At 71.2% G+C, this 22,695-nt stretch carries 21 protein-coding genes and 1 pseudogene; 12 read left to right on the top strand and 10 right to left on the bottom strand.

Annotated features, from left to right (window positions below):
* The first annotated feature begins 27 nt into the window (after positions 1-27).
* The gene (locus tag ABH931_RS17275) at positions 28-1,035 is read left to right on the top strand and encodes a MerR family transcriptional regulator (RefSeq protein ID WP_370114098.1); all 1,008 of its coding nucleotides are present in this window, start codon (positions 28-30) and stop codon (positions 1,033-1,035) included.
* Here the strand turns inward: ABH931_RS17275 and ABH931_RS17270 are convergent.
* A complete protein-coding gene (locus ABH931_RS17270; protein ID WP_370114096.1) occupies positions 965-1,960 on the bottom strand; it encodes a helix-turn-helix transcriptional regulator in 996 nt (331 codons plus the stop codon). The two genes, ABH931_RS17275 and ABH931_RS17270, sit on opposite strands and share 71 nt — an antisense overlap.
* A 74-nt stretch (positions 1,961-2,034) precedes the next feature.
* On the opposite strand from ABH931_RS17270, the gene ABH931_RS17265 reads away from it, so the two are divergent.
* Positions 2,035-2,712: a class I SAM-dependent methyltransferase gene (locus tag ABH931_RS17265; protein WP_370114094.1), complete on the top strand. Its 678-nt coding sequence runs from the start codon at positions 2,035-2,037 to the stop codon at positions 2,710-2,712.
* An 18-nt stretch (positions 2,713-2,730) separates the two neighbouring features.
* Here the strand turns inward: ABH931_RS17265 and ABH931_RS17260 are convergent, their stop codons facing one another.
* On the bottom strand, positions 2,731-3,552 hold the full coding sequence (locus ABH931_RS17260) for an IclR family transcriptional regulator (protein WP_370114093.1): 822 nt from the start codon (positions 3,550-3,552) through the stop codon (positions 2,731-2,733).
* Between the two features lie 151 nt (positions 3,553-3,703).
* Here ABH931_RS17260 and aceB point away from each other — a divergent pair, with 151 nt between their 5' ends.
* Positions 3,704-5,326: a malate synthase A gene (aceB, locus tag ABH931_RS17255; protein ID WP_370114091.1), complete on the top strand. Its 1,623-nt coding sequence runs from the start codon at positions 3,704-3,706 to the stop codon at positions 5,324-5,326.
* A gap of 236 nt (positions 5,327-5,562) precedes the next feature.
* Here aceB and ABH931_RS17250 read toward each other — a convergent pair whose 3' ends face one another.
* The 7 genes from ABH931_RS17250 to ABH931_RS17220 form a co-directional block, all read right to left on the bottom strand.
* The gene (locus tag ABH931_RS17250; RefSeq protein WP_370114089.1) at positions 5,563-6,516 is read right to left on the bottom strand and encodes a zinc-binding alcohol dehydrogenase family protein; all 954 of its coding nucleotides are present in this window, start codon (positions 6,514-6,516) and stop codon (positions 5,563-5,565) included.
* 236 nt (positions 6,517-6,752) lie between these two features.
* A complete protein-coding gene (locus ABH931_RS17245) occupies positions 6,753-8,138 on the bottom strand; it encodes an 8-oxoguanine deaminase (protein WP_370114087.1) in 1,386 nt (461 codons plus the stop codon).
* 106 nt (positions 8,139-8,244) lie between these two features.
* Positions 8,245-9,159, bottom strand: coding sequence for a factor-independent urate hydroxylase (gene pucL / locus ABH931_RS17240; RefSeq protein ID WP_370114085.1), 915 nt, complete (start codon positions 9,157-9,159; stop codon positions 8,245-8,247).
* A gap of 3 nt (positions 9,160-9,162) precedes the next feature.
* Positions 9,163-9,477: a hydroxyisourate hydrolase gene (gene uraH / locus ABH931_RS17235; RefSeq protein WP_370114083.1), complete on the bottom strand. Its 315-nt coding sequence runs from the start codon at positions 9,475-9,477 to the stop codon at positions 9,163-9,165.
* Between the two features lie 53 nt (positions 9,478-9,530).
* Positions 9,531-10,046 (bottom strand): 2-oxo-4-hydroxy-4-carboxy-5-ureidoimidazoline decarboxylase, encoded by a 516-nt coding sequence (uraD, locus tag ABH931_RS17230; RefSeq protein WP_370114081.1) that lies wholly within the window; start codon positions 10,044-10,046, stop codon positions 9,531-9,533.
* 125 nt (positions 10,047-10,171) lie between these two features.
* Positions 10,172-10,552: a helix-turn-helix domain-containing protein gene (locus ABH931_RS17225; protein ID WP_370114079.1), complete on the bottom strand. Its 381-nt coding sequence runs from the start codon at positions 10,550-10,552 to the stop codon at positions 10,172-10,174.
* Complete coding sequence (locus ABH931_RS17220; RefSeq protein ID WP_370114077.1) at positions 10,549-10,812, bottom strand: thiamine-binding protein; 264 nt, start codon at positions 10,810-10,812, stop codon at positions 10,549-10,551. Before ABH931_RS17220 ends, ABH931_RS17225 begins: the two co-directional genes overlap by 4 nt.
* Before the next feature lie 121 nt (positions 10,813-10,933).
* On the opposite strand from ABH931_RS17220, the gene ABH931_RS17215 reads away from it, so the two are divergent.
* The 9 genes and pseudogenes from ABH931_RS17215 to ABH931_RS17175 all read left to right on the top strand — a co-directional run bounded on the left by ABH931_RS17215 (position 10,934) and on the right by ABH931_RS17175 (position 21,956).
* On the top strand, positions 10,934-11,788 hold the full coding sequence (locus ABH931_RS17215; RefSeq protein ID WP_370114075.1) for a TIM barrel protein: 855 nt from the start codon (positions 10,934-10,936) through the stop codon (positions 11,786-11,788).
* Positions 11,789-11,817: 29 nt separating this feature from the next.
* Positions 11,818-12,711 carry a 2-hydroxy-3-oxopropionate reductase gene (locus ABH931_RS17210; RefSeq protein ID WP_370114073.1) on the top strand — a complete coding sequence of 298 codons (894 nt, stop codon included), beginning with the start codon at positions 11,818-11,820 and terminating at the stop codon, positions 12,709-12,711.
* A 2-nt stretch (positions 12,712-12,713) separates the two neighbouring features.
* A complete protein-coding gene (gene gcl, locus ABH931_RS17205) occupies positions 12,714-14,489 on the top strand; it encodes a glyoxylate carboligase (protein WP_370114071.1) in 1,776 nt (591 codons plus the stop codon).
* Between the two features lie 152 nt (positions 14,490-14,641).
* The gene (locus ABH931_RS17200) at positions 14,642-15,757 is read left to right on the top strand and encodes a glycerate kinase (RefSeq protein ID WP_370114070.1); all 1,116 of its coding nucleotides are present in this window, start codon (positions 14,642-14,644) and stop codon (positions 15,755-15,757) included.
* A gap of 267 nt (positions 15,758-16,024) precedes the next feature.
* Positions 16,025-17,359, top strand: coding sequence for an allantoinase AllB (allB, locus tag ABH931_RS17195; RefSeq protein ID WP_370114068.1), 1,335 nt, complete (start codon positions 16,025-16,027; stop codon positions 17,357-17,359).
* Positions 17,356-18,381 (top strand): annotated as a pseudogene (gene alc / locus ABH931_RS17190) (allantoicase); the annotation flags it as partial. The gene allB and the pseudogene alc, both read left to right, overlap by 4 nt.
* A gap of 356 nt (positions 18,382-18,737) precedes the next feature.
* On the top strand, positions 18,738-20,198 hold the full coding sequence (locus ABH931_RS17185; RefSeq protein ID WP_370114067.1) for a catalase: 1,461 nt from the start codon (positions 18,738-18,740) through the stop codon (positions 20,196-20,198).
* A 134-nt stretch (positions 20,199-20,332) separates the two neighbouring features.
* Positions 20,333-21,121 (top strand): VOC family protein, encoded by a 789-nt coding sequence (locus ABH931_RS17180; RefSeq protein WP_370114066.1) that lies wholly within the window; start codon positions 20,333-20,335, stop codon positions 21,119-21,121.
* 85 nt (positions 21,122-21,206) lie between these two features.
* On the top strand, positions 21,207-21,956 hold the full coding sequence (locus ABH931_RS17175) for an IclR family transcriptional regulator (protein WP_370114065.1): 750 nt from the start codon (positions 21,207-21,209) through the stop codon (positions 21,954-21,956).
* Here the strand turns inward: ABH931_RS17175 and ABH931_RS17170 are convergent.
* The gene (locus tag ABH931_RS17170) at positions 21,946-22,587 is read right to left on the bottom strand and encodes a TetR/AcrR family transcriptional regulator (protein ID WP_370114063.1); all 642 of its coding nucleotides are present in this window, start codon (positions 22,585-22,587) and stop codon (positions 21,946-21,948) included. The genes ABH931_RS17175 and ABH931_RS17170 overlap by 11 nt on opposite strands.
* Positions 22,588-22,695: the final 108 nt, after the last annotated feature.

Raw genomic sequence — 22,695 nt, 5'->3', positions numbered from 1 at the left:
GTGACTGGAGGGGGCAGGGTGGGGGCCATGGAAGCGACCGACCTCTACCCGATCGGGGAGCTGGCCCGCCGGACCGGTCTGTCCGTACGGACGATCCGGTTCTACTCCGACGAGGGGCTGGTCGCGCCGACCACGCGAAGTCCCGCCGGCTACCGGCTCTACGACCTCGACGCACTCGTTCGCCTGGAACTCCTGCGCACCCTGCGGGAGCTGGGCCTCGACCTGGCCACGAGCCGGCAGGTACTGGACCGCCGGCTCTCGCTGGGGGAGGTGGCGGCGGTGCACGCCGACGCCCTCGACGCCCAGATCCAGGCGCTGCGACTGCGTCGGACCCTGCTGCGGGTCGTGGCCAGGCGTGGATCCGATCCCGAGGAGACCGCGATCATGCACAGGCTCATGCAGTTGTCCGACGAGGAGCGCCGACGTCTGATCGACGACTTCGTCGACGGCACCTTCGGCACGTCCGGCACGTCCGGCACGTCCAGCATGTCCGGCCCGTCCGGCACGTCCGGCACGTCCGGTCCGTCCGGTCCGTCCGGCTCCGCGGACCGGGCCGGGTCCGCGGAGGCGATGGTGCGTGCCGCCACTCCCACGCTCCCCGACGACCCCTCCGACGAGCAGGTCGCCGCCTGGGTGGAGCTCGCCGCGCTGGTGGGCGACGAGGCGTTCCGGGAGCGGATGCGGCGAACGACCCTGCGCCTGTCGGCCGGGCACCCGCCGGCCGTCGAGGTCGAGGCCGGCGAGGAGCTGATGGCGGTCACCCGTGAGCGGGTGGCCGATGCGCTGGAGTGCGGCGTCGACCCGCTGACCGACAGGGCCGCGCCCGTCGTCGAGGAGCTCGTGCGGCGTTTCGGCGAGGCGTTCGGGCGCACGCCCGACAGGGAGTTCCGGGAGTGGCTGGCCCGCAGGTTCGAGGAGGAGCAGGACCCGGAGGTCGACCGGTACTGGCGACTGGTCTGGATCGTCAACGGCTGGCAGGTGGTTCCGGGGCTGGTCCCGGTGCACTCCTGGCTCGTCCGGGCGCTGAGGGCGTGAGGCCGGACCCGGCGGCCGCGAGACGGGTGCGGGTGCGGGTGCGGTACTCGCGCGGGGTGGCGGCGTGCCGGGCGCGGAAGACGCGGGCGAAGTAGCCGGGGTCGGGCAGGCCCACGCGGCGGGCGATCTCGGCGATCGGCAGGTCGGTGTCCGCCAGCAGCCGGCGGGCCTCGGTGAGGCGGCGTTCGGTGATCCACTCGACGACGGTGCGGCCCGTGCGGCGGCGCACCACCGTGGTCACGTGGCCGGGCGTCATCCCCACGTCGGTGGCCACCTCGCGCAGCGACAGCGGTTCGGCGAAGCGCCGTTCGATCACCTCGAAGACCTCGGCCAGCAGCGGCTCCCTGCTGCGGCGCAGGTCGCCGACCACGTCGGTGGCCAGTCGGCCGACGTCGACGAGGAGCAGCGTCAGAAGGGCCAGGACGGCCTGGCGGTAGCCCTCCTGCCGGTCCGCGAGCTCCGTCTCGACGGCGTCGATGGTCGCCGTCCACACGGGCCTGCGCGCGGGTGGGACCCGGACGCGCAGCAGGCCGCCCGGGATGCGGTGCAGGAACGGCAGCAGCAGCGGATGGGCCCGCCAGGTCGACAACGGTCCCTGCTCGCCGACGCCGAGCGCGGTCGGGTCGAAGAACAGTCCGGTCCCGGCCGCGAAGGCGGAGACGGTCCGCGGGTCGATCACGGCGCCCGGGGCGACCACGAACAGGTCGCCGTCCAGGAACGGGTCCGGGGGCGCGTCGGACGACGAGGGCGCGGCCCGCTCGACGTACATGAGCACCGGGAAGTCGTGGATGTGGCGCTGCCCGTGGCCCGGATGGGAGTCCGGGCCGAACCGCAGCACGGAGACCGGAGGTGCCTCCGGGTCCGTCCGGTACTGGTAGACGGGCACCCCGGCCTGGAGGCGCACCGCCCTCGCCGACTCGGTCATGGCACCGAAGATAGTCCTGGTTCCGGCGAGAATCGACCAACTGCCGGAACAGTCATGCACTCAGCATGGAGGGCATGACCGAACATCCTCCCATCGCATCCTCCGCGCGACGTACCGCGGAGCCCCACGACTACCTCCCGGCGGCCGGGCGCGACATCCTCCTGCCGTTCTACGACCGGTTCACCGCGCTGCTGGGTGTCCCGGGGCTGCATCGCACGCTGATCGAGCAGGCGGACCTCGCCGAGGGGCAGCGCCTGCTGGAGATCGGCTGCGGGACCGGGAACCTGTCCCTGCTGGCCAGGAGGACCCGTCCGGGTGTCGAGGTGGTCGGCTCGGACCCCGATCCGCTCGCGCTGGCCCGTGCGCGGCGCAAGGCCCGGGGTCTCGACCAGATCAGCTTCGAGGGCGGCTACGCGCAGGAGTTGCCCTACGCCGACGGCTCCTTCGACCGGGCGTTCTCCGCGCTGATGCTGCACCACCTCGACCGCGACACCAAGGTGGCGGCCGCCGCGGAGCTGCTGCGGGTCCTGCGGCCGGGCGGGTCCCTGCACGTGGTCGACTTCGCCGGATCGCAGGCCGGCCTGCACGGCGCCCTGACCCGGCGCATGGCCAGGGCGGGTCACCTGGCCGACAACGCCGACGGCGGCCCGGTCCGCCTGCTCGACGCGGCGGGCTTCGCCTGCGAGGTGCTCGGCACGCGCCGCCACCCGGTGCTGGGTGAGGTCACCTTCTACCGGGCCACCCGCCCCTGACAGGTGGCCTTTCCGGGGCTACTCCGCGGCCGAGGAGGCGAGCGCCTCGCCCAGGCGCTCCGCGATGCCCTGCATCTGCGGGATGAGCGCGCGGGAGCCCGTGCGGGTCTCCAGGGCGCGGACGCGCGCCTCGGGACCGGAGATGGACAGGGCGGTGGGCGTCGGGGCGCCGGGGACCACGACGGCGATGCAGCGGACGCCGATCTCCTGCTCCTGGTCGTCCACCGCGTAGCCGACCCCGCGCGCGGTCTCGAACTGCGGCAGCAGCTCCTGCGCGGTGGTGACCGTGTGGACCGTGTGGGCGGGGAGCGGCCCGTGGCCGAGGGCCGCCAGGGCCTCCGCGGGCGGGAGTTGGGCCAGCAGGACCTTGCCGACGGCGGTGCAGTGCGGCTGGACGCGCCGGCCGACCTCGGTGAACATCCGCATCGAGTGCCGCGAGGGCACCTGGCCGACGTAGACGACCTCGCCCGCCTCCAGGACCGCCAGGTTCGCCGTCTCGCCCGTGGCCTCCATCAGCTCGGCCAGGAACGGACGGGCCCAACTGCCGAGCAGGCGACCCGCCGTCTCGCCGAGACGGATCAACCGCGGGCCCAGGGTGTAGCGTCGAGCGGTGTCCTGACGGACGTAACCCTGCTGCACGAGCGTGCGAACGAGGCGGTGGATGGTCGGCATCGGCAGCCCGGAGGCCGTGGCAAGATCACTGAGCGTGCTGACGCCGCCCGCTTCGGCGAGCGCCTCCAGCAGTTGGAAGGCACGCTCGACCGACTGCACGCCCCCGGCGCGGTCGGCACCCGCACCCCCGGTGGTGCGGGGGTCGGACGACAGGGATGACGTCACCACAACAGCCTTCCTGGCAGGGTCCGGCAAGCCGACTCAACAAAGTGTTGAATTTCTGTATCGCGGAAACTAGCCTCCACCTTACAGAAGCGACGCGCACCGCACAGTGCGCATCGATCATCCGTATCTTCTGAATCTGACTGACGAGGGTTCCATGGGTGCAGCGCAGGAAACCGGGAGCAAGCCGCTTCCCACCGGGGTCGAGATCATCGGACCGGTGGTGGATCGCGGGGACGAGGTGCTGACTCCGGCCGCGCTCGCCTTCGTCGCCGACCTCCACCGCCGCTTCGGTGCCCGCCGCAACGAGCTGCTGGCGCTCCGCAAGGAGCGCCGTACCGAGATCGCCCGCACGGGCCGCCTGGACTTCCTTCCCGAGACCGCCGCGATCCGCGCGGCCGAGTGGCAGGTCGCCCCCGCGCCGCGGGCGCTGAACGACCGCCGGGTCGAGATCACCGGTCCGACGGACCGCAAGATGGCGATCAACGCGCTCAACTCCGGTGCCAAGGTGTGGCTGGCCGACTTCGAGGACGCGACCGCGCCGAGCTGGAGCAACCTGGTCGAGGGCCAGCTCAACCTCACCGCCGCGCTGGCGCGTGAGATCGACTTCACCTCGCCCGAGGGCAAGGAGTACAAGCTCAAGCCGGACGCGGAGCTGGCGACCATCGTGGTGCGCCCGCGCGGCTGGCACCTGGACGAGCGGCACCTGCTGGTCGACGGCGAGCCGGTGGCCGGCGCGTTCGTCGACTTCGGCCTGTACTTCTTCCGCAACGCGGCGACGCTGATCGCCCGAGGCGAGCAGGACCCCAACTCCGGGCCCTACTTCTACCTCCCGAAGACCGAGAGCCACCTGGAGACGCGGCTCTGGAACGAGGTCTTCGTCCACGCCCAGGAGGCGCTCGGCATCGCGCGCGGCACCATCCGCGCGACCGTGCTGATCGAGACGATCACCGCCGCGTTCGAGATGGAGGAGATCCTCTACGAGCTGCGCGAGCACGCCGCGGGCCTCAACGCCGGCCGCTGGGACTACCTCTTCTCGATCGTCAAGAACTTCCGTGACGGCGGCGAGAAGTACGTGCTGCCGGACCGCAACAGCGTCACCATGACGGCGCCGTTCATGCGCGCCTACACCCGGCTGCTGGTCAGCACCTGCCACCGCCGCGGCGCCCACGCGATCGGCGGCATGGCCGCGTTCATCCCCTCGCGCCGCGACCCGGAGGTCAACGCGGCCGCGCTGGAGAAGGTCCGCGCCGACAAGGACCGCGAGGCCGGGGACGGCTTCGACGGCTCCTGGGTCGCCCACCCGGACCTGGTCCCGGTCTGCCGTGCCTCGTTCGACGCGGTTCTGGGGGACGCGCCGAACCAGAAGCAGGTCGTTCCCGCGGACGAGGTCCGCGGCGAGCAGCTGCTCGACGTGGCCTCGGCGGGCGGCAGCTGCACCCGTACCGGGCTGCGGAACGCCGTCCAGGTGGGCCTGCGCTACATCGAGGCGTGGCTGCGCGGCTTCGGCGCGGTGGCGATCTTCAACATGATGGAGGACGTCGCCACCGCCGAGATCTCGCGCTCGCAGGTCTGGCAGTGGGTCAACAACTCCGTCGTGCTGGCCGACACCGGCGAGAAGGTCACCACGGCGCTGGTCCGCGGGATCGTCGCGACCGAGCTGGCCGCGCTGAAGGAGACCGACGGCCGCTGGGACGAGGCCGCACGCCTCTTCGAAGAGGTGGCGCTCGCCGACGAGTTCGTCGACTTCCTCACACTTCCGGGCTACGCGCTGCTGTAACGCTCGCGCGTCGCGCCCGGAGAAGGCTGGCGGCGTCTCACGCAACCTGGGGAGGTCCGCGTGGGGCGCCGCTTGACGTTGCCCCGAGCCAACGCACGGCGTCAGCCCACTGGCGTCGCGGTCCCACGAACAGCACCAGTACGCCCCCCACGCGACGGGACGGGCAGCCGCCGCGTCGGGCAACACCCTCGCCCACGGCGGCGGCAACGTCCTCCCCGCGCCGCTGGCGGGTGCAACTAACGCCGGGGGTCCAGCACGAGCTTTCCGGTGGTCTTGCGGGCGCGCAGGGCCTCGTGGACCTCGCGGGCCTCGGCGAGCGGGTGGGTGCCACCGATCTGCGGGGTGAGCTCGCCCGTGGCGACCAGCTGGAGCAGCTCACGCATCGGCTCGGTGTGCAGGTCCGCGCGGCCCAGCGCGTGCATCAGCCAGAAGCCCACCACCGACGTGGAGTGCCCCATCAGCTTCGCCGCGCCCAGCGGCGACGGCTCCTGCCGCGAGGCCATGCCGTACGTCACCAGCCGTCCGAACGGCGCCAGCGCCGCCAGTGACGCGTCGAAGACCGGGCCGCCGGTCATCTCCAGGACGATGTCGACCTTCTTGCCGCCGTTCGCCTCGACGAGGCGGTCCTTGAGGCCGTCCGCGTCGCCGTCGACCGCCTCGTCCGCGCCGAGCGAGAGCGCCAGTTCGCGCTTCTCCTTCGTCGAGGCCGTCGCGATCACGCGTCCCGCGCCGAACCGCTTCGCGAGCTGGACCGCCAGGGACCCGGTGCCGCCGGCCGCGGCGTGGACGACCACCGACTCGCCCGGCGCGATCCGCGCCGAGGTGCGGAGCAGGTTCCACGCGGTGAGGCCCTGGACGACCAGCGCCAGCGCCGCCGCGTCGGAGACCTCGTCGGGGACGTCCGTCGCCATGGGGGCCCATGCGCAGGCGCGCTCGGCGTAGCCGCCGGTGGCGGTGAGGGCGACGACGCGACGACCGTCGCCCGTGCGGCCGACGACCTCGCCGCCGGGGATCATCGGCAGCGAGGAGCGGGACAGGTAGGAGTCCTCGACGGCGTGCGTGTCGGCGTAGTTGACGCCGGCGCCGTCGACCTCGATCAGCAGCTGGCCCGCCTGTGGAACGGGGTCGGGGACCTCGGCCAAGCGCAGGACCTCGGGCCCGCCGAACTCCGTGATCTGGATCGCCCTCATGTGCGCGGCTCCTAGCTACTCACCGGTATAACCTGTTGCGCACAACATACTGGCCAGTATGCCCAAAGGGAACACCGAAGCCCCGGACCCTCGCCGTGGGTCCGGGGCTTCGGCCCCTGCGGCGCGCGGGCGCGCCGAGGAGTCCGGGCGGCACACCGTCCCAGTGCGCGCCCGGAGTCACAAGAGGTGTCGCGCGCAGCGCGTCCCAAGAAGGGTGGCGGCGGGCGACGGGAGGGCTAGCCGCGAGAAGCGAGCTCCTTGGCCGCGTCGGCGCAGGCCTTCGCGATGCGGTCCTCGTTCACCGTGGTCAGGTGGCCGTGCTCGACCACCGGACGGCCGTTGACCAGCAGCAGCGACAGGGGCGGCAGCGCGCCCATGACCAGCGCCGCGACCGGGTCGGCGATCGAGGAGTGCATGATGCCGTCGACCTTCCACAGCGCCAGGTCGGCGAGCTTGCCCACCTCGACCGAGCCGATCTCGGCCTGGCGGCCGAGCACCCGGGCGCCGCCCATGGTGCCCAGGCGCAGCGTCGAACGCGCGGTCAGCGCGTCCGGACGGCCGTGGAGGCGGTTGATGAGCAGCGCGTTGCGCAGCTCGGTGCCGAGCTCACCGGACTCGTTGGAGGCCGTGCCGTCCACGCCGAGGCCGACCGGGACGCCGGCCGCCAGCATGTCGGGCACCCGGGCGATGCCGGCGGCGAGGCGGGCGTTGGAGGACGGGCAGTGGGCGACACCGGTCCCGGTCTCCGCGAACTTCTGGATGTCGGAGTCGTTCATGTGGACGCAGTGCGCCATCCACACGTCCTCGCCCAGCCAGCCGACCGACTCGAAGTAGTCGGTCGGGCCCATTCCGAACAGCTCCTTGCAGAACTGCTCCTCCTCGGCCGTCTCCGAGCCGTGGGTGTGCAGGCGCACGCCCTTGCGGCGGGCGAGCTCGGCCGCCTCCTTCATCAGGTCCGTGGTCACCGAGAACGGCGAGCAGGGCGCGATCGCGACGTGCAGCATCGAGCCGAAGGAGGCGTCGTGCCACTTGTCCACGGCCGCCTCGGAGGCGATGAGGATGTCCTCGGTCTTCTCCACCGCGTGGTCCGGCGGCAGGCCGCCGTCGCTCTTGCCGCGGGACATCGAGCCGCGCAGCGCGGTGAAGCGCATGCCCAGCTCGGAGACGGCCTCGATGGAGGCGCCGAGGATGTCGCCGCCGCCCTGCGGGAACACGTAGTGGTGGTCCGAGGCGGTGGTACAGCCGGACTTCAGCAGCGCGGCCGCCGAACCCTGGGAGGCGGCGTGGACGAGCTTGTCGTCGATCCGCGACCAGGTCGGGTAGAGGGCGACCAGCCAGTCGAACAGGATGTTGTCCTGCGCCAGGCCGCGGGTGATCCACTGGTAGAAGTGGTGGTGCGTGTTGACCAGGCCCGGGGTGACCAGATGGCCCTCGGCGTTGATCCGCCGTGCCACGTTCTCCAGCCAGGCGGGGGCGGGGCCCTCGCCGACGGACTCGATGATGTTGCCGGCGATGACGACGTGGCCGCGCTTGTACTCGGTGTCCAGGGCGTCGACCGTCGCGATCGCGGCGTTCTCGATGACGATGCGCTCGACGGGACCTGGGGTTGCTTCAAGTGCCATGGCTCGTGCTCCTGACAGCGGACTGGTGAGAGTACCGCCGTCTGGTGCGGCCCAGGGCGGGACGGCGGAGAGAATCCCTGGGGTCGAGCGGGGTGAAACCTGGGCGTTAGGCCACCGGAATGACGGGGGTCACGCCGTCGCGGTGCACGGTGCCCTCGATGAGACCGTACATCCTGTCCGCAGCGTAGTAGACCTCGTTGTCGTTCTCCAGACCGAAGGGCTCGAGGTCGACGAGGAAGTGGTGCTTGTTCGGGAGCTCCAGGCGGACCTCGTCCACCTCGGGGCGGTTGTTCAGCACCCGGGTGCCCATCCCGTAGAGGGTCTGCTGAAGCGAGTACGAGTAGGTCTCGGCGAAGGCCTCCAGCATGTGGCGGCGGACCTGCGCGTAGGAGCGGTCCCAGTTGGGCTCCTGCTCGCCCTCGGCGCCGGTGAAGCCGAACTTCCAGCGGGCGGTGACCTGGGTGGCCAGGATCCGGTCGTACGCCTCCTTGAGGGTGGTGTACTCGTCCTTGATGTAGCCCCAGAACTCCGAGTTGGTCGAGTTCATCACGACCAGGTCCTTCAGGCCCGAGATGACCTGCACGTTCGTGCCGTCGTAGACGATCTCGGAGGTGCGGACCTCGGTGTTGCGGCGGACGAAGGAGTGGCCGATCTCCTCGGAGCCGATGAAGCGGGCCTTGTTGTCCGGGATCTCGATGCGGTCCCAGACGTACTCCTCGACCCGGATCCGCGCGCGGTGGATCGGCGGGGTGTCGTCCACGAAGTGGCGGGCGAGCAGGATGCCGAAGTTCTCGGGCGACTGGATGCCGAACTTCTTGGCGTAGGCGAACACCGTGTTCTTGGTGGTGTCCGTCGGCAGGCAGTGCGCGTTGGAACCCGTCAGGTGGACGTCGTCGAGGTCGCCGGAGAGGGCGACGGAGACGTTCAGGTCCCGGATCTCGTGGCGGTTGCCGTTGCGGGTGATCCGTACGACGCGGTTCTCCGCCTTGCCGTACTGGTTCTGGCCGAGCTGGTGGGCCATGGTCTAGCTCCCTCGGTAGACGGAGTACCCGAACGGGTTCAGCAGCAGGGGTACGTGGTAGTGGGCTTGGGCCGGGTCGACGTCGAAGACGATGGCGACCTCGGGGAAGAAGGCTCCGTCGGTGGTGAAACGGAGCCGGACCACGGTGCCGGCGCTCAGGTCCGGTACCGGCAGGTCCTTGCAGCGGCCGTCGGCGTCGGTGGCGGAGGACCCGAGGGCCTTCCACTCGCCGGCGACCTGCTGGGCCAGCTCGACCGGGATGCCCGCGGCGGGCTTGCCGAGACTGGTGTCGAGCACGTGGGTGGAGATGGAGGTCATGGAAGTCCTCGCGCAGTTCTGTGTCACAGCGTGCGTGCGGTGCCGCCGGCTCGTCAGCTCTCGTCGAGCAGGCGGTCGATGCGGATGTCGTTGATCTTGCGGAGCTCGCCCCGGACGATCTCCCGCTCGGTGGCGGCGTCGTTGGGGTGGCGCTCACGCAGCGCGGCGAGCATGGTCGCGGCGGTGCGCCCGGTGGCGCAGATCAGGAAGACGTGGCCGAACTTCTCCTCGTAGGAGGCGTTCGCGGCGGCCAGGTCGGCCAGGAGCGCGTCGTCGGCGCCCTGGACGCCGGCCTGTTCGCGCTCCGAGGTGGCGTCGCCCGGTTTGGGGGTGCCGATCCGGGCGTGCCCGGCCATCGCGTCGTTCAGGTCCGCTGCGGACAGGGCTTCCATCGCGGTCGCGTTGGCGGCGTGGAAGGCGATCCGGTCGCGGTAGGGGCGGGCGAGGCGTACGAGCGTCGCCCAGGTGGGGCTGGAGCAGATCTCCTTCAGGAGTTCTTCCAGCACCTCGTCGTCGATCGCGTTGACGCGGTCGAGGACGATGTCCGTCGGGGTGGCGGGTTGGGTCACTCGTGACCTCCGAAAGTGGGTGCCACGAGAAAAGTAGATCCGCCGACCCCGAACGTCAACACTTTGTTGAAATGTGCCCAGCGTTGAAACGAGCCCAGTGTTGCAATCGGCTGTTGGGTTGCGTGTCAGGTCTGCTTGCCCGCCGCCTGCTGGCGGTTGAGGTAGTTGTAGACCGTGAACCGGCTGACGCCGAGCGCCGCGGCCACGTTCTCCACGCCGTGCCGGATGGTGAACGCCCCGCGTTCCTCCAGCAGGGCGACCACCCGCTGCTTGTCGACCCGGTCCAGCGTGGCGAGGTCCGCGCCGCCGAACTGGCGGCGGATCTCGTTCAGCAGCCGGTCCAGCGCGCTCTCCAGGCCGGGCAGGCGCACGGCGACGGCCGGCCTGCCCTCCCACTCGAGCGTGACGTCGTTCGGCTGGACCTCGTCCAGGCTCACCGCGCTGGCGCCGACGGCGTCGAGCAGCGGCTTGATGGCTATGGCCAGCGGGTGCTGCTCGCCGCTCATCCGGATCCCTCCCCTTCCTCCAGTCCGTCGAGGACGCTGACCTGGAGCGAGATCCGGGTGGCGCCGTGCGCCAGGGTCTCGCGGACCAGTCGGTCGATCGCCGTCAGCGTCTGCTCGGCCTCGCCCTCGGCTGTGGTGCCGAACGGGCCGACGTCGACGCTGAGCCCGGCCTCGTCGACGACGCGGCGCGCTGTGCGCGCATGCTCCGGGAAGCCGTCCAGTTCGAACGGCTCGGTCGTGAACTCCACCTTCAATCGCACGTCCGAAGCGTATCCGGGGAACGGCCAGGATCCGAGAGGTGCTTGACAAACTGTTGAAGCGACGTGCGATAGTTTCGTCAAGCAGAAAACATCTTCCGCAATGTGGAACACAGGTGATGGCATGACCGCCGCGACGCAGAGCTGGCTCAACCAGCGCTGGACCGCCAACCTCTCGATCCTCTTCACCGAGCTCCCGCTCGTGGAGCGTCCGGCGGCGGCCAAGGCCGCGGGCTTCGACGCTGCGGAGCTGTGGTGGACCCTCGACGGTCCCACCCCGCCGCAGGCGGAGCTGGACGCCCTGGCCGACGCCTTCCGCGCCGCCGGTGTCCAGCTGACCGGCCTCAACTTCGACGCCGGCAACATGGCCGGTGGCGACAAGGGCCTGCTGTCGCGCCCCGCCGACTCCGAGCGGTTCCGCGAGAACATCGCGGTGGCGGTCGGCCTCGCCGAGTCCCTGGGCTGCAAGGCGCTGAACGCCCTGTACGGCAACCGGGTCGAGGACGTACCGGTCGCCGAGCAGGACGCCCTCGCGCTGGAGAACCTCGCGCTGGCCGCGCAGGCCGCGCACGGGATCGGCGCGATCCTGCTGGTCGAGGCGCTGAACGCGCCGGAGGCGCCGCAGTACGGACTGTTGAGTTCGAAGGACGCGGTGGCGGTGGTGGACGCGGTGAACGCGGCCACGGGCCTCGGGAACACGAAGTTCCTCTGCGACCTGTACCACCTGGCGCGGAACGGCGAGGACCTGTCCGCCGTGATCAGCGAGTACGCGGACCGGATCGGCCACGTGCAGATCGCTGACGCGCCCGCCCGCAACTACCCGGGTTCGGGTGAGCTGGACTTCCCGGCGCTGCTGTCGCAGCTGGATGCCGCTGGCTACGAAGGCTACATCGGCCTGGAGTACAAGCCGGTTGCCGGGGTTGCCTCGGCCGACTCCTTCGAGTGGCTGCCGCGCGAGCTTCGCGCCAGCACTCGCTGACTTTCCTGACACCTCCCAAGGAGATACTGATGAGCACGACCCCCCGCCGTATCGCCTTCATCGGGCTCGGCATCATGGGCAGCCCGATGGCCGCCAACCTGGTCAAGGCAGGCCACACCGTCACCGGCTTCAACCTGGTCCAGGCGCCGATCGACAAGCTGATCGCCGACGGCGGCAAGGGCGCCGCGTCGATCGCCGAGGCCGTCAAGGACGCCGAGATCGTCATCACGATGGTGCCGGCCGACCCGCAGGTCGAGGCCGTCTACTTCGGCGAGGCCGGCGTGCTGGAGAACGCCGCCGCTGGTGCGCTCCTCATCGACATGAGCTCGGTGACGCCGCAGATCTCGCAGCGCGTCGCCGCCGCCGCCAAGGAGAAGGGTCTGCGTTCCATCGACGCCCCCGTCTCCGGTGGTGAGGCCGGCGCCATCGAGGGCGTGCTCTCGATCATGGTCGGTGGCGAGCGCGCCGACTTCGACGAGGCCGAGCCGATCCTCAAGGCCCTGGGCACCACCGTGGCGCTGGTCGGCCCGTCCGGCTCCGGCCAGACCGTCAAGGTCGCCAACCAGCTGATCGTCGCCGTCAACATCCAGGCGTGCGCCGAGGCCGTGGTCTTCCTGGAGAAGTCCGGCGTGGACCTGGAGGTCGCGCTCGACGTCCTCAACGGTGGTCTGGCCGGCTCGACCGTGCTGACCCGCAAGAAGAACAACTTCCTCAAGCGCGACTTCGCGCCGGGCTTCCGCCTCGACCTGCACCACAAGGACATGGGCAACCTGCTGTCCGCCGCGCGTGCCGTCGAGGTCCCGCTGCCCACCGCCGCGCTGGTCGCGGACTTCATCACCGCCATGCGCAACGCCGGTGACGGCGGGCTGGACCACTCCGCCCTGCTGCGCAACCTGGAGCGCCTGTCCGGAAAGGTCGCCTGAACATGGCTCGCATGACCGCGGCTGAAGCAGCCGTCGAGATCCTCAAGCGCGAGGGCGTCACCAACCTGTTCGGCCTGCCCGGCGCAGCGATCAACCCCTTCTACTCCGCGATCCGCAAGCGCGGCGGCCTGCACCACACGCTGGCCCGCCACGTCGAGGGCGCCTCCCACATGGCCGAGGGTTACACCCGGGCCAAGGCCGGCAACATCGGTGTCTGCATCGGCACCTCCGGCCCGGCCGGGACGGACATGATCACCGGGCTCTACTCGGCCCAGGCCGACTCGATCCCGATCCTGTGCATCACCGGCCAGGCGCCGGTGGCCAAGCTGCACAAGGAGGACTTCCAGGCGGTCGACATCGCGTCCATCGCGAAGCCGCTGACGAAGATGGCCGTCACCGTGCTGGAGGCGGCCCAGGTGCCGGGGGCCTTCCAGCAGGCCTTCCACCTGATGCGCTCCGGCCGTCCCGGCCCGGTCCTGATCGACCTCCCGATCGACGTCCAGATGACCGAGATCGAGTTCGACATCGACACCTACGAGCCGCTGCCGGTCTACAAGCCGTCCGCGACCCGTGCCCAGGTGGAGAAGGCCCTGGACCTGCTCCAGGCCAGCGAGCGCCCGCTGATCGTCTCCGGCGGCGGCGTCATCAACGCCGACGCGGCCGAGCTGCTGGTCGAGTTCGCCGAGCTGACCGGCGTCCCGGTCGTCCCGACCCTGATGGGCTGGGGCACCATCCCGGACGACCACCCGCTCACCGCGGGCATGGTCGGCCTGCAGACCTCGCACCGCTACGGCAACGCGACGCTGCTGGAGTCGGACTTCGTCATCGGCATCGGCAACCGCTGGGCCAACCGCCACACCGGCAACACCGACGTCTACACGGCGGGCCGTAAGTTCGTCCACGTCGACATCGAGCCGACCCAGATCGGGCGCACCTTCGCCCCCGACTACGGCATCGTCTCCGACGCCAAGGCCGCCCTCCAGCTGTTCGTCGAGGTGGCGCGCGAGCGCAAGGCCGCGCAGACGCTGAAGGACTACAGCGCCTGGGCCGCCTCCTGCCAGGAGCGCAAGGCCACGCTGCTGCGCAAGACGCACTTCGACAACGTGCCGGTCAAGCCGCAGCGCGTGTACGAGGAGATGAACAAGGCGTTCGGGCGCGACGTCCGCTACGTCACCACCATCGGCCTCTCGCAGATCCAGGCCGCGCAGCTGCTGCACGTCTACAAGGACCGGCACTGGATCAACGCCGGCCAGGCGGGTCCGCTGGGCTGGACCGTCCCGGCCGCGCTCGGTGTCGCCACCGCGGTGCCGGACGAGACCGTCGTCGCGCTCTCGGGCGACTACGACTTCCAGTTCATGATCGAGGAGCTGGCGGTCGGGGCGCAGTTCAACATCGGCTACGTCCACGTGGTCGTGAACAACGCCTACCTGGGTCTGATCCGTCAGGCGCAGCGCAACTTCGACATGGACTACTGCGTCCAGCTGTCCTTCGACAACATCAACGCCCCCGAGGTCAACGGGTACGGCGTGGACCACGTCAAGGTCGCCGAGGGCCTGGGCTGCAAGGCGATCCGGGTCACCGAGCCCGGCGAGATCGCCGGCGCCCTGGAGCAGGCGCAGAAGCTGGTCGCCGAGTTCAAGGTGCCGGTCATCGTCGAGGTCATCCTGGAGCGGATCACCAACGTCTCCATGGCGGGCGCCGACATCGACAAGGTCAACGAGTGGGAGGACCTGGCCACCGAGCCCGGCGACGCCCCCACCGCCCTGCTGGGCGCCTGACCCTCCCGGTCGACCCGTGAAAGCGGGTCATAGTCTCCTCCCGGCGGCGCGCCCCAGAAATGTTGGGGACTATCCGGTCGTGCCCGCGTCGCCGGGAGGCATTCGTGAAGCAGAAGGTGAGGCTGTCAGTGTCGGACAACCAAGGTCATGTCGTGGTCGCACCCGACAAGTTCAAGGGCAGCCTCACCGCTGCACAGGCCGCGGAGCGCATCGCGGCCGGTATTCGGCGCGCCGCGCCGGGCACCGAGGTCCGGGCCCTGCCCGTCGCCGACGGCGGCGAGGGGACGGTGGCCGCGGCGATCGCGGCCGGGTTCCGCGCCGTGCCGGTGAAGGCCCAGGGCCCCACCGGCGAGCCGGTCGAGGCGGTGATCGCCGTGCAGGGGGAGACGGCGGTCATCGAGGCGGCCCAGGCCAGTGGCCTGCAACTGCTGCCGGGCGGCGTCAAGGCGCCGCTGACCGCCTCCAGCTACGGGACGGGCGAGCTCGTCCGCAAGGCGCTGGAGCTGGGTTGCCGCAAGCTGGTGCTCGGCCTCGGGGGAGTGGCCTGCACCGACGGCGGGGCCGGCATGGCCCAGGCGCTGGGCATGCGGCTCCTCGACGAGGAGGGCGAGGAGCTTCCGCCCGGCGGTGTCGCGCTGGCCCGGCTGGCGTCGATCGACCCCGGCCCGCTCGCGGACACGCTGAACGGGGTGGAGGTCGTCGTCGCCAGCGACGTCGACAACCCGCTGCTGGGGGAGCGCGGCGCGCCTGCGGTCTACGGCCCGCAGAAGGGCGCCACGCCCGAGAACGTGGCCGAGTTGGACGCCGCGCTGGCCCACTGGGCCGACCACGTGGCCGGGCTGACCGGCAACGATCTTCGGCAGACGCCGGGTGCCGGTGCGGCGGGCGGTCTGGGTTTCGGGGCCATCGCCCTGCTCGGAGCGTCCCTGCGGCCCGGGATCGCGCTTCTGCTGGAACTTCTGGGTTTCGACCAGGCGGTGCGGGGAGCCCGCCTGGTCGTGACCGGCGAAGGCTGCCTCGACGTGCAGACCCTGCACGGCAAGGCGCCCGCCGGAGTCGCCGACGCGGCGGCCGGGCATGGTGTCCCGGTCGCGGCGGTGTGCGGCCTGCTGGAACTGAGTGAGACGCAGTGGCGCGCCGCGGGGTTCGCCGCCGTGCTCTCGCTCGTGGAACTGGCCGGCCCTGACGGCGACAGCCTCACCCGCGCCGGGGAACTGGCCGAGTTGGCTGGGGAGCGGCTCGCGCGCAGCTTCCTCGGCGCGGAATGAGGTAGTTGCACGACCCAGGGGCGCGGGGCTCTGTCGTCAGGCGGCTGCGCCGCAGGGCGCGACAGGCCACCCTGGGACGTAGAGCCCCGCACGTGCAGGGCCGTCCGCAGGCCCGTGGTTCTCGCGCAGTTCCTCGCGCCCCTGGTGGCTCCGTACGTTCGACCGAATCGATCCCCTCTGCGCGCTTCAACAACTGGTTGAATCAAACCGTTGACGTTTTGTTGAAGCGAAGCCTAATCTCACGGCAACCCGATCAGGAGGCCCCAGTTGACCAAGGTGTTCCGTTCCCGACGCGCCGTCCTCCCGGACGGCGAGCGAGCCGCCGACGTGGTTGTGAGCGAGGGGCGGATCGTCGAGGTCCTGGCCTACGGCGCCGGCGAGGGCGAGGTCGTCGACCTCGGTGAGCTCGTACTCCTCCCCGGTCTGGTCGACAGCCACGTCCACGTGAACGAGCCCGGTCGCACCGAGTGGGAGGGCTTCGCCACCGCCACCCGGGCTGCCGCGGCCGGCGGCGTGACGACGATCGTCGACATGCCGCTCAACTCCATCCCGCCGACCACGACGGTCGACGGCCTGGAGGCCAAGCGCAAGGTCGCGGCCGACCGCCTCTTCGTCGACACCGGCCTGTGGGGCGGCGCGATCCCCGGCAACACCGGCGACCTCGCCCCGCTCCACGACGCCGGCGTCTTCGGCTTCAAGAGCTTCCTCGCCCCCTCCGGCGTCGACGAGTTCCCGCACCTGAACCGCGAGCAGCTCGAAGAGGCGCTCGCCGAGCAGGCCCGGATCGGCGCGCTGGCGATCATCCACGCCGAGGACCCCCGGATCCTCGACGAGGCCCCGCACACGCCCGGCCCGCAGTACGCGGACTTCCTCGCGTCGCGGCCCGACGACGCCGAGGCCGTCGCCGTCTCCACCCTGCTGGAGATCGCGCAGCGCACCGGCGCCCGCGTCCACATCCTGCACGTCTCCTCCGCCGGCGTGCTGCCGCTGCTGCGCGAGGCCCGCGCGGCCGGCGTCCAGGTGACCGCCGAGACGTGCCCCCACTACCTCACCCTCGCCGCCGAGCAGGTTCCCGTCGGCGACACCGCCTTCAAGTGCTGTCCGCCGATCCGCAGCGAGTCCAACCGCGACCTGCTCTGGCAGGCGCTCGCCGCAGGCGAGTTCGTCGGGATCGTGTCCGACCACTCGCCTTCCACCCCCGAGCTCAAGCACCTGCCGAGCCTCGGCGGTGACGGCGACTTCGCCGCCGCCTGGGGCGGGATCGCCTCCTTGCAGCTCGGGTTGCCCGCCATCTGGACCGAGGCGCGCCGCCGCGGCAACACCCTCTCCGACGTCGTGCGCTGGATGGCCTCCGGCCCCGCCTCGCTCGTCGGTCTTTCGACCAAGGGCGCCATCGCCGCCGGCATGGACGCCGACCTGGTGGCCTTCGACCCGGACGCCGCGTTCACCGTGGACCCCGCCGGGCTGCACCACCGCCACCCCGTGACCCCCTACGCAGGCCGCTCGCTGTCCGGCGTCGTCCGCACCACCTGGCTCCGCGGTGAGCCGGTGGACGTGAACGGCACCCCGGCCGGCCGACTGCTGACCCGAGGAGAGAAGTGACCGACACCCAGAAGCCCGCCGCCTTCACCGAGTTGGTCAATCTCGCCGCCCGGTCCCTGGGCGCGGGCGTGATCGCCGCCAACGACGAGCTGTTCGCCGAGAAGGAGAACCTCCTCGTCGCCAAGCCCGCCGAGTTCCGGCCGCACACCTTCGGCCACAAGGGCCAGATCATGGACGGCTGGGAGACCCGCCGCCGTCGCGGCGCCGGCGCCGAGGAGCCGCACCCGACCGACGACGACCACGACTGGGCGCTGATTCGCCTCGGTGTCCCGGGCGTGATCCGGGGTGTCGTCGTCGACACCGCGCACTTCACCGGCAACTACCCGGAGGCCGGCTCCGTCGAGGCCGCGTCCATCCCCGGCAACCCCTCCCCGGAGGAGGTCGAGGCCGCCGAGTGGACCGAGATCGTGCCGCGCACCGCGCTCAAGGGCGACACCGCGCACGAGTTCGCCGTCGACGTCGAGCAGCGCTTCACCCACGTACGGCTCAACATATGGCCCGACGGCGGTGTCGCCCGTCTGCGCGTGCACGGCGAGGTCGTCGCCGACCCGCGCGACCTGGACGGGCTCACCTTCGATCTGGCCGCCCAGGAGTTCGGCGGCGTCGCCACCGGGGCTTCCGACCGGTACTTCTCCTCCCCGCACAACCTCAATTCCCTGGGCCGGGCGGCCGTGATGGGTGAGGGCTGGGAGACGCGGCGCCGCCGCAACAAGGACAACGACTGGGTCGAGCTCGACCTGGTCGGCGAGGGCGAGGTGCTGGCCGTCGAGATCGACACCACCCACTTCGTCGCGAACTGCCCCGGCTGGGCGTCCGTCTCCGGTCGCTCCGCCGCCACCGGCGAGTGGATCCAGCTGCTGCCGCGCACGCGGCTCCAGCCGGACACCCGCCACCGCTACCGGGTCGCCCCGAGCGAGGCGGTCACCGCCGCTCGCCTGGACGTCTACCCGGACGGCGGTATCGCCCGGCTGCGGCTCACCGGCCGCCTGACCGAGGCGGGCCGTGCCGCGCACGCGCTGCGCTGGCTGAACCTGGTCCCGGCGGTCGAGGCCGAGCAGGCCCTCACCGAGGCCGGCCTGACGGTCGGCGAGGCCCGCACCGTGGCTGCCGCCCGCCCGCTGGCCGATGCGGCGGCCGCCCGTGCCACCGAGGCCGCGCTCCAGCCGGCCGACACCCCGGACGGCGCGGAGTCCTCGCGCCGCCGGGCCGCGATCTGGCGGCTGCTGGGAGTCTGACGCCCGCCGACGGCTTTCCTCCCAGCAGCTGCCGTTAACCACCACTGGGGCGCGCCCACGCGGCGGAGCCGCAAATCAGTAGAGCCCCGCGCCCCTGAGGCCGTGCAACTTTCCCTCTCATCCACCCGGTCCGAGGTACCTCCATGTCGAAAATCCTGACCACCGAGTCCGGCGCGCCCGTCGCCGACAACCAGAACTCCGCCCAGGCCGGCATCGGCGGCCCGGTGCTGATCCAGGACCAGCAGCTGATCGAGAAGCTGGCCCGGTTCAACCGGGAGCGCATCCCGGAGCGCATCGTGCACGCCCGTGGTTCCGGCGCGCACGGCTACTTCGAGGTCACCGACGACGTCACCCCGTTCACCCGGGCGGCGTTCCTGAACACCGTCGGCAAGCGCACGGACGTGTTCCTGCGCTTCTCGACCGTGGCCGGCAACCTCGGCGCGGCCGACGCGGTGCGCGACCCGCGCGGCTTCGCGCTGAAGTTCTACACCGAGGAGGGCAACTACGACCTCGTCGGCAACAACACCCCGGTGTTCTTCATCAAGGACCCGATCAAGTTCCCCGACTTCATCCACTCGCAGAAGCGTGACCCGTTCACGGGCATGGGCGAGGCGGACAACGTGTGGGACTACTGGTCCTACTCGCCCGAGTCGCTGCACCAGATCACCTGGCTCTTCGGTGACCGCGGCATCCCGGCGTCCTACCGTCACATGAACGGCTACGGCTCCCACACCTACCAGTGGGTCGCCGAGGACGGCGCCGCCTACTGGGTGAAGTACCACTTCAAGACCAACCAGGGCATCCGCAGCCTGGACGCCGGCCAGGCCGCCGAGCTGGCCGGCCAGGACCCGGACAGCCACCAGCGTGACCTGCACCAGGCCATCGAGCGCGGGATCTACCCCAGCTGGACCGTCCACGTGCAGCTGATGCCGGTCGCCGAGGCCGCGAACTACCAGTTCAACCCGTTCGACCTGACCAAGGTCTGGCCGCACGCGGACTACCCGCTGCAGCGCGTCGGGCGCCTGGTGCTGAACCGGAACCCCGACAACGTCTTCGCCGAGGTCGAGCAGGCCGCGTTCTCGCCGAACAACTTCGTGCCCGGCATCGGCGCCTCCCCGGACAAGATGCTCCAGGGCCGTCTGTTCGCCTACGCCGACGCGCACCGCTACCGCCTGGGTGTCAACCACACCCAGCTGGCGATCAACGCGCCGAAGGCGACCGAGGCGAACAACTACGGCCGCGACGGCTACAGCGCGGTCAACGCGGGCGGCCGGGCCAAGAACTACGAGCCCAACTCGTACGACGGCCCGCGTCAGACCGACGCGCCGCTGGCCGCGCCGACCGCCGTGTCCGGCTGGACCGGCACGCACAGCGCCGCCCAGCACGCCAAGGACGACGACTTCTTCCAGGCCGGTGAGCTGTTCCGGCTGATGTCCGAGGGCGAGCAGGAGCGTCTGATCGCGAACCTGGCCGGCTCCATCGGCTCGGTCAGCCGTGACGACGTGGTCGAGCGCGTCCTGCCGTTCTTCCACGCCGCCGACGCGGACTACGGTCGCCGCCTCGAGGCGGCCGTGAAGGCCATCCGCAACAACGACGAGGGCTGATCTGGGTCTTTGGAGGGCACAGCACTGGGCTGCGGTCACCCTCTGCGCGCGCCGTCACCGGTTCCGGTGGCGGCGCGCGTGCGTTGGTAGAAGAGTGAGCGGCGCAGGGGGGTGTCACGCTTCGGAGGAGAGGCATGTCCACGACCACCAAGCCCTACGCGCCCGGCACCCCGTGTTGGGTCGACCTCATGGCGAAGGACCAGCAGGCCGCGCTCGACTTCTACAAGGACGTCTTCGGCTGGGCGGGTGAGCCCGGCCCGCAGGAGTTCGGCGGCTACGCCGTCATGGAGCTGGGCGGCCGCCCCGTCTGCGGCATCGGCCCGGCGATGGCCCCGGAGGGCATGCCCGAGCCGCCGCACGTCTGGACCACCTACCTGGCCAGCGACGACGCGGACGCCACCGCGAAGCGGATCCAGGACGCGCACGGCACGCTGATGTTCGAGCCGATGGACGTCGGCAGTCTGGGCCGGATGCTCATCGCGGCCGACCCGACCGGCGCGGTCTTCGGCGTCTGGGGTCACAAGGAGTTCTTCGGCGCCGTCGCCGTCAACGAGCCGGGCTCGCTGTGCTGGAACGAGTGCAACACCCGCGACGTACCGGCCGCGGCCGCCTTCTACGACGCCGCGCTGGGCGTCAAGGCCGTGCCGATGGACCAGATGCCCGGTTACTTCGGCCTGGAGGTCGAGGGCCGCACGGTCGGCGGCCTTCAGGACATGGGCAGCAACTTCCCGGCGGAGGTGCCGCCGCACTGGATGGCGTGGTTCTGCGTCGACGACACCGACTCGACGGTCGACGCGGCCGTCAAGCGCGGGGCGACCGTCGTCGTCCCGCCGATGGATATTCCGCCGGGCCGGATGGCGGCGATCCAGGACCCCTGGGGAGCGGTGTTCTGCGTGCTCAAGCTGGCGGTCCAGCCCTCCTGACACCACGGTGAGGGCGGGTCCGCACACCGCTCGAACACTGCGCAACCCATGCTCACCAGGCTCGCTGACGGCTAGTCTGGTGGGCATGGCTGCGCGGAACCACAACCCCCGGAGCTCCGTGGAACGCGCCCTGAGACTGCTGGAGGCCGTCGACAGACGGGGCTTCGGCGCCAGGGCGGACGAGCTGGCCGAGGAGGTCCAGCTGCCGGCGGACCACGCCCGGCGACTGCTGCGCTCGCTGGTGCGCGAGGGCTACCTGGAGCGGCTGGAGGACGGCGCCTACGTGCTCGGCGGCGCCCTCGCGATGCTCGGGCAGGCCAACCGGGAGCAGCTGGTGCAGTCCCGGCTGGTCGCCAAGCTGACCTCGCTCCGTGACGAGCTGGGCGCGGCCGTCTACTTCAGCCGCTACGCGGACGGCGAGGTCAGCGTCCAGGCCGTCGTCGACGGTCCGATGGCGCCGGGCGTCCACGAGTGGGTGGACTTCCGGGCGACCGGCCACGCGAGCGCGATCGGCAAGTGCCTGCTGGCCCAGCTCGACGACGAGGGCCGCCGCGACCACCTCGCCCGCCACCCGGCCGCGCGGTTCACCTCCCGCACCAACATCGACACCGGTGCCCTGCTCCAGCGCCTGGACCGGCACCCCACCACGGTGCCGATGCTCGATCTCCAGGAGTACGCCATCGGCACGGTCTGCGCCGCGGTCCCGGTCACGGCAGGTACGACGGTGGGCTGCCTCGCTTTCTCCCTGCCGGTCGAGGAGGCCTACCGCCTGAAGGAGACGGCGGAGACGATGGCGGCCAAGGCCGCGCCGGTACTGCTGGCCCTCACGGTCTGACCCCTTTTGCCGCCGGGTCCGCGGAGGCTGCCACCGAGAGGTCGTGGCCGGTGACGGCACGGGCGTGGCTGCGCAGCGCGGCGACGACCTCCTCGCGCCGGCGCCGTCCGGCCAGGATGTCCATCTGGTAGCCGTCCTCCATGGCCACGAAGTTGGCGGCGAGCAGCCGGGGCGGGTCGGTCAGCCGGAAGTGCCCCTGGGCCTGGCCGAGTACCAGGATGCCCGCGTAGACCGAGATCTGGCGTTCCGTCAGCGCGCTGTCGAGGGCGGCCGCACGGGCGTCGCGCAGGCAGCGGGGCCAGTACTCGAAGAGCAGTCGGGTCAGCGCGTCGTCGGGGCCGGTGGCCACGCCCTCGTCGATGCAGGCGCGCAGCTTGTCGCGGGCGTCCTCGAAGCGGTCGGCCGCCTGCTCGCGGCCGGTGCTGTAGCGCTCGATCGCCTGCTGGTAGGTCGCGTGGACCAGGGCGTCGAGGTCGCCGTAGTAGAGCACGGCGGCGGGGGTGACCCCGGCTGCCTCGGCGATGTCCTTGAGCCGGAGCCCCTCCAGCCCGCGCGTCAGCAACGCCTGCTGGACGGCCCGGCTCAGCTCCGCGCGGCGGGCCTCCTTGTCGCTGCCCTTCCTGGCCGCCATCCACGCCCTCCCGATCTGGTCGATTGTTCTCGCTGGATTTAATCCTACCGCCCCAGCTCTTGACGCCTCCGTGCCGTGGCTCTTAAATCTGCGTTTAACAAACCCGGC

The sequence above is a fragment of the Streptacidiphilus sp. MAP12-33 genome (assembly GCF_041261265.1).
In the GTDB taxonomy this organism is placed as follows: domain Bacteria; phylum Actinomycetota; class Actinomycetes; order Streptomycetales; family Streptomycetaceae; genus Streptacidiphilus.
This window is presented reverse-complemented; position numbering and strand designations above follow the sequence as displayed.

Bases quoted from the DNA above. Each gene is read 5' to 3' on its own strand.
- ABH931_RS17275 (WP_370114098.1), top strand. From the start codon at position 28: ATGGAAGCGACCGACCTCTACCCGATCGGGGAGCTGGCCCGCCGGACC.
- ABH931_RS17270 (WP_370114096.1), bottom strand. From the start codon at position 1,960: ATGACCGAGTCGGCGAGGGCGGTGCGCCTCCAGGCCGGGGTGCCCGTC.
- ABH931_RS17265 (WP_370114094.1), top strand. From the start codon at position 2,035: ATGACCGAACATCCTCCCATCGCATCCTCCGCGCGACGTACCGCGGAG.
- aceB (WP_370114091.1), top strand. From the start codon at position 3,704: ATGGGTGCAGCGCAGGAAACCGGGAGCAAGCCGCTTCCCACCGGGGTC.
- ABH931_RS17250 (WP_370114089.1), bottom strand. From the start codon at position 6,516: ATGAGGGCGATCCAGATCACGGAGTTCGGCGGGCCCGAGGTCCTGCGC.
- ABH931_RS17245 (WP_370114087.1), bottom strand. From the start codon at position 8,138: ATGGCACTTGAAGCAACCCCAGGTCCCGTCGAGCGCATCGTCATCGAG.
- pucL (WP_370114085.1), bottom strand. From the start codon at position 9,159: ATGGCCCACCAGCTCGGCCAGAACCAGTACGGCAAGGCGGAGAACCGC.
- uraH (WP_370114083.1), bottom strand. From the start codon at position 9,477: ATGACCTCCATCTCCACCCACGTGCTCGACACCAGTCTCGGCAAGCCC.
- ABH931_RS17225 (WP_370114079.1), bottom strand. From the start codon at position 10,552: ATGAGCGGCGAGCAGCACCCGCTGGCCATAGCCATCAAGCCGCTGCTC.
- ABH931_RS17215 (WP_370114075.1), top strand. From the start codon at position 10,934: ATGACCGCCGCGACGCAGAGCTGGCTCAACCAGCGCTGGACCGCCAAC.
- ABH931_RS17210 (WP_370114073.1), top strand. From the start codon at position 11,818: ATGAGCACGACCCCCCGCCGTATCGCCTTCATCGGGCTCGGCATCATG.
- gcl (WP_370114071.1), top strand. From the start codon at position 12,714: ATGGCTCGCATGACCGCGGCTGAAGCAGCCGTCGAGATCCTCAAGCGC.
- ABH931_RS17185 (WP_370114067.1), top strand. From the start codon at position 18,738: ATGTCGAAAATCCTGACCACCGAGTCCGGCGCGCCCGTCGCCGACAAC.
- ABH931_RS17180 (WP_370114066.1), top strand. From the start codon at position 20,333: ATGTCCACGACCACCAAGCCCTACGCGCCCGGCACCCCGTGTTGGGTC.
- ABH931_RS17175 (WP_370114065.1), top strand. From the start codon at position 21,207: ATGGCTGCGCGGAACCACAACCCCCGGAGCTCCGTGGAACGCGCCCTG.
- ABH931_RS17170 (WP_370114063.1), bottom strand. From the start codon at position 22,587: ATGGCGGCCAGGAAGGGCAGCGACAAGGAGGCCCGCCGCGCGGAGCTG.